Source organism: Synechococcus sp. OH2 (genome assembly GCF_047462155.1).
GTDB lineage: Bacteria > Cyanobacteriota > Cyanobacteriia > Thermostichales > Thermostichaceae > Thermostichus.
Genome location: NZ_JANSIR010000025.1, coordinates 2,259 through 6,858, shown reverse-complemented (window position 1 = coordinate 6,858; position 4,600 = coordinate 2,259). Strand labels below are relative to the sequence as shown.

Sequence of the window (4,600 nt, the reverse complement as noted above, 5' to 3'; positions counted from 1 at the left end):
CCCCTCCGGCGCAGCTTGTTGGCCTTCGATGCGATGGCCGGCCATCGCCAAGCTATTGGGCACCTGCTCCAGCGGCTCCCCCGCATCCAGCCACAGCTCCAAAAGCTCCCCCGGGGCCATGCGTTCCAGGCGTAGCTTGGCCCGCACGTAGTTAAGCGGGCAAGGGATCCCGCGTTGATCCAGAACCAGCTTCACCTCCTGGGGGGGAATTGCCTCCGCCGTCATTCTTCTTCTCGCTCTCGGTTGCCGGGCATTTGGGCCAGCCCCCGCAACAGCCCGCCCAAGAAACCGTCCCGCTTGTTGATGCGTTCCCCATGCAACTCGGCCAGGCGCAGGAGCAGTTCCCGCTCTTCAGGGCTGATGCGGGTGGGAATCTCCACTACCAGGGTGATTTTGTGGTCGCCCCGCAACATCGGATTGCCAAGGCGAGGTACCCCCTTGCCCTCCAGAGTTAACACCGTACCCGGCTGGGAACCCGCCGGAATGGTCAGCTCCACCTCTTCCTCCAGGCCCGCCTTCGAGTCCACCGTGGGCACTGAGACTTTAGCCCCCAAAATGGCCTGCAAATAGCTCACCCGTACCTCCGAGAGAATGGTAAGGCCATCTCGCTGGAAGTCGGGATCTGGCTCCACAAACAGGTAGACGTAGAGATCTCCCGGTGGGCCACCGCGCCGACCGGCGTCCCCCTCGCCAGAGACCCGCAGACGGGTGCCGCTATCCACGCCGGCAGGGATGTTGATGCGCAGCTTCTTGGTGGTCTGGACCAGCCCCTCCCCATTGCAGTTATAGCAGGGCTCTTCCAGCACCTGGCCGGCACCGCCGCAGGTGGGACAGATCGAGACCTGGGTAAAATTGCCAAAGGGCGTGCGGGTGGCCCGCCGCACCTGACCAGCACCACCACAGGTGGGGCAAACTTTCACATTTGTGCCGGGCTTAGCCCCGCTGCCCCCACAGACCGGGCAGACCTCCAAGTGGCTGATGCGAATTTGCTTTTCGCCCCCAAAGATGGCCTCAAGAAACTCCAATTTTAGGTCAAAGCGCAGGTCATCCCCGCGTACCGGCCCCTGGCGGCTGCGGCTGTAGCCAACTCCCCCTCCCGCAAAGTTGGTGAAGAAGCTCTCGAAAAGGTCAGCGAAGCCACCGATTCCGGCAAAATCCTGGAACCCGCTGGCTGCTGCTGCTCCGCTTAGCCCTGCCTCGCCATAGCGATCGTAGCGAGCCCTCAGCTCGTCATCGGAGAGCACCTCATAGGCGCGGTTGATTTCCTTGAAGCGATCCTCAGCCCCTGGCTCTTTGTTGACGTCAGGGTGATACTTGCGGGCCAGCCGACGATAGGCGCGCTTAATCTCTTCCTTGGAGCTATCACGGCTAACCCCCAAGATTTCGTAGTAGTCACGAGCCATAGAAGCGCTTCAGAGAACAAGGATGGAATGACGCCGGAAACACAGCTTAACGAATGGCCCAGGCAACGCCCCCTGCCCTGCCCCAGAGCTGAACAAAAGCCTTCGCCGAGCATTCTCAGCGGGTGCCATAGATCTCACTCCCCATCTCCAGGAGTACAGCCCGCAGCTCTTCCATTGCGTTCCGTAAAGTTGCTAAGTCTACGTTATCATCTGCCAGCAGCGCCCTCAATGTGCCCGCCGCCTGCGCCCCCCGCTGGAGGCGGATCTCGCTAAGGCGACTGCCGTGCTCCTGCAGGGTCTTCTCGTAGTTGTAGAGCAGGCTGTCCGACTGGTTACGGGCCTCCACCAACTGCCGCCGGCGCTGATCTTCTTCGGCGTAGGCCTCGGCTTCCCGACGCATCCGCTCGATCTCGCTGCTGCTCAAGCCGCCGTTGTTGGTGATCTTGATGCTCTGCTCGATCCCCGTCCCCTTCTCGCGGGCCGAGACCTTCAGAATGCCGTTGGCATCGATATCAAAGGAGACTTCGATCTGGGGCACCCCCCGGGGAGCTGGCGGGATCCCGGTCAGTTGAAAGCGGCCCAAGGTCTTGTTGTCCTTGGCCATGGCCCGCTCCCCCTGCAAAACGTGAATCTCCACCACGCTCTGGCCGTCGGTGGCCGTAGAGAAGATCTGGGTTTTGCTGGTGGGAATGGTGGTGTTGCGCTCAATGATGCGGGTGAATACCCCGCCCAGGGTCTCCACACCAATGGAGAGGGGAATCACGTCCAGTAGCAGCAGGTCTTTCACTTCTCCGCCCACCACCCCTGCTTGGATGGCCGCGCCAAGGGCTACGGCCTCGTCGGGGTTGACGGAGCGATCCGGGTTTTTTTTGAAGATTTGCCGAATCTTCTCCTGAACAGCGGGAATGCGGGTAGAGCCACCCACAAGCAGCACGCGGTCGATATCCTCAGGGGAGAGGCCGGCATCCCGCAAGGCTTGCTCGGTGGGCTCGACAGTAGCTTCCACCAGATCCCGCACCAACTCCTCAAACTTGGCGCGGGTCAGCTCCACTTCCAGGTGTTTGGGCCCGGAGTCGTCGGCGGTGATAAAGGGCAGGTTGATGAGTGTAACCTGGGTGCTGGACAGCTCAATTTTGGCCTTCTCGGCCGCCTCCCGCATCCGCTGCAAGGCCATGCGATCCCGGGAAAGATCGATCCCTTCCGTCTCCAAAAACTGGCGGTTGAGCCAATCGACAATTCTTTGATCAAAGTCATCGCCGCCCAGATGGTTGTTGCCGGCGGTGGCTTGCACCTCGAACACACCGCTGCCCAGTTGCAGCACCGAGACGTCGAAGGTGCCGCCACCCAGGTCGAAAACCAAGATGCGCAGATCTTGATCTTGTTTGTCCAGCCCGTAGGCCAGGGCGGCCGCCGTCGGTTCGTTGATGATGCGCAATACCTCCAGTCCGGCAATGGTGCCCGCGTCTTTGGTGGCCTGGTGCTGGGCATCGGTAAAGTAGGCGGGAACGGTGATCACGGCCTGGGTCACCGGCTCCCCCAGATAAGCCTCCGCATCGGCCTTCAGCTTTTGCAGAATCATGGCGGAGATCTCCTGGGGTGTGTAGGCGCGATCCTGCACCACCACCTCCACCATGTTGTCCCGGCCGGGGATGACTTTGTAGGGAACTCGCTTCCGTTCTTCTTCGGTTTCGGCAAAGGTGCGGCCGATGAAGCGTTTGATGCTGAAGATGGTATTTTCCGCGTTGGTAACCGCCTGACGCTTGGCCAGTTGACCCACCAGGCGGACATTGTTCTTGGCAAAGCCGACGATGCTGGGGGTGGTGCGCCCTCCTTCGGCATTGGTGATCACCACAGGCTGCCCCCCTTCCAAAACCGCCACACAACTGTTGGTGGTTCCCAGGTCAATCCCGATGACTTTGCCCATACCGCTCTCTCCCCGTGCGTCAAATCCCAACCCAAGACGGATGCCACGGATCTCAACTTATTAAGAGCATTCTGCCCAGAATCCCGCAGAAACCTTCAGGCAGCGCTTCCGCCTCCGTAGCTTTACTGTAGCCTTTCTGGGGATGGATAGGCTCTGCTTGTCAAGGTTCGAGAGAGCAGTTTTGCTAAGGGTTTGGAGGGTTTTGGGGAGAGGTAGGAGTACTTTCGGGGCCAGTCTCGGCATCAGCCGTTGTGCTTGGGGAGGAAGGCTCAGGGTTTGGGCTGCCCGACGAGACAGCCACCATGGCATGGCGAATCACCAAGTCCCCCAGCTTGTAGCCCGGTTGATATTCAACGACCACCACATCTTCGGGGTACTCGCTGCTGGGCTGGCGGGCTATGGCCTCGTGCAGGTTGGGATCGAAGGGCTGGCCTACCGATTTCATGCGGGATACGCCCATCTTTTTCAAGCATTCCACTAGCAAGCGATAGACGCTTTGATAGCTGTTGTGCAGCTCCCGCTCGCGGTCGGTCTCCAGCTTCAACTGCTGCTGCGCCCGCTCAAAGCTATCCACAACAGGCAGGATCTCCAGCACAAATTTCTGCCGTTCTTTTTGGCTGAACTCCTCTTTTTCCCGCTGGGTACGCCGTCGGTAGTTCTCAAAATCGGCGTAGAGGCGTATGTAGGACTCTTCCTTCTCTTTCAGTTGCTGGCGCGTTATTTCCAACTCCTGCTGGAGCTGCTTTAAGGTTTCGCTGAGATCTTGAGAAGCCTCAGCGCTGGCTTCGCCGGAGGAGGTGCCAGCTTCCGCTTCACGGTCTTCCAGAATCAGCTTCTCCAGCTCTGCCTCCACGTCGATTTCCTCTTCCTGGAGTTCAGGATAGGTATCTTCTGGGGGCATCGGTTGCTTTTCTTCAGCAGTCATGGGTTATGTCGACAAGCGTGAGCAATAAGCAATAACGTCGGGTGCCCACAGTTTGGCAGTCTCAAAACCATCGCCGCCATTAGCCAAACTGGGCTCTGTGCTGATCGTATTCTACCGACTCCTCTACCAGCCAGTTAAGGTTCCTGTTGTTCTAGCCTACCAGCAAGCTGTCCTGAGGCTGGCCCAAACACTGGGGAAAGTAGATCTCGGCCAAGTTGGGAATGAGGTGCCAGTTGTGGCTGTAGATGGGCTGGATGGGGGAATGGGTGTGAATGTGGCGGGCGAGAAAGTCGCGGATACTGTCGGCGGAGATCCAGAGGGTTTGGGCTTCTTGGAACATGCTGTAGC

Annotated in this window: 4 protein-coding genes and 1 pseudogene; all 5 read right to left on the bottom strand. The window is 59.4% G+C overall.

What is annotated here, in order from left to right:
• The coding region (locus tag NW835_RS02015) for a sulfurtransferase TusA family protein (RefSeq protein ID WP_414414391.1) at window positions 1-225 on the bottom strand (225 nt) is incomplete at its 3' end.
• Window positions 222-1,403 (bottom strand): molecular chaperone DnaJ, encoded by a 1,182-nt coding sequence (gene dnaJ / locus NW835_RS02010; RefSeq protein ID WP_414365165.1) that lies wholly within the window; start codon window positions 1,401-1,403, stop codon window positions 222-224. The genes NW835_RS02015 and dnaJ, both read right to left, overlap by 4 nt.
• A 115-nt stretch (window positions 1,404-1,518) precedes the next feature.
• Window positions 1,519-3,327 carry a molecular chaperone DnaK gene (gene dnaK, locus NW835_RS02005; RefSeq protein WP_414414390.1) on the bottom strand — a complete coding sequence of 603 codons (1,809 nt, stop codon included), beginning with the start codon at window positions 3,325-3,327 and terminating at the stop codon, window positions 1,519-1,521.
• 184 nt (window positions 3,328-3,511) lie between these two features.
• On the bottom strand, window positions 3,512-4,252 hold the full coding sequence (grpE, locus tag NW835_RS02000) for a nucleotide exchange factor GrpE (RefSeq protein ID WP_414365169.1): 741 nt from the start codon (window positions 4,250-4,252) through the stop codon (window positions 3,512-3,514).
• A gap of 151 nt (window positions 4,253-4,403) precedes the next feature.
• Window positions 4,404-4,600, bottom strand: a pseudogene (locus tag NW835_RS01995) (bifunctional metallophosphatase/5'-nucleotidase); the annotation flags it as partial.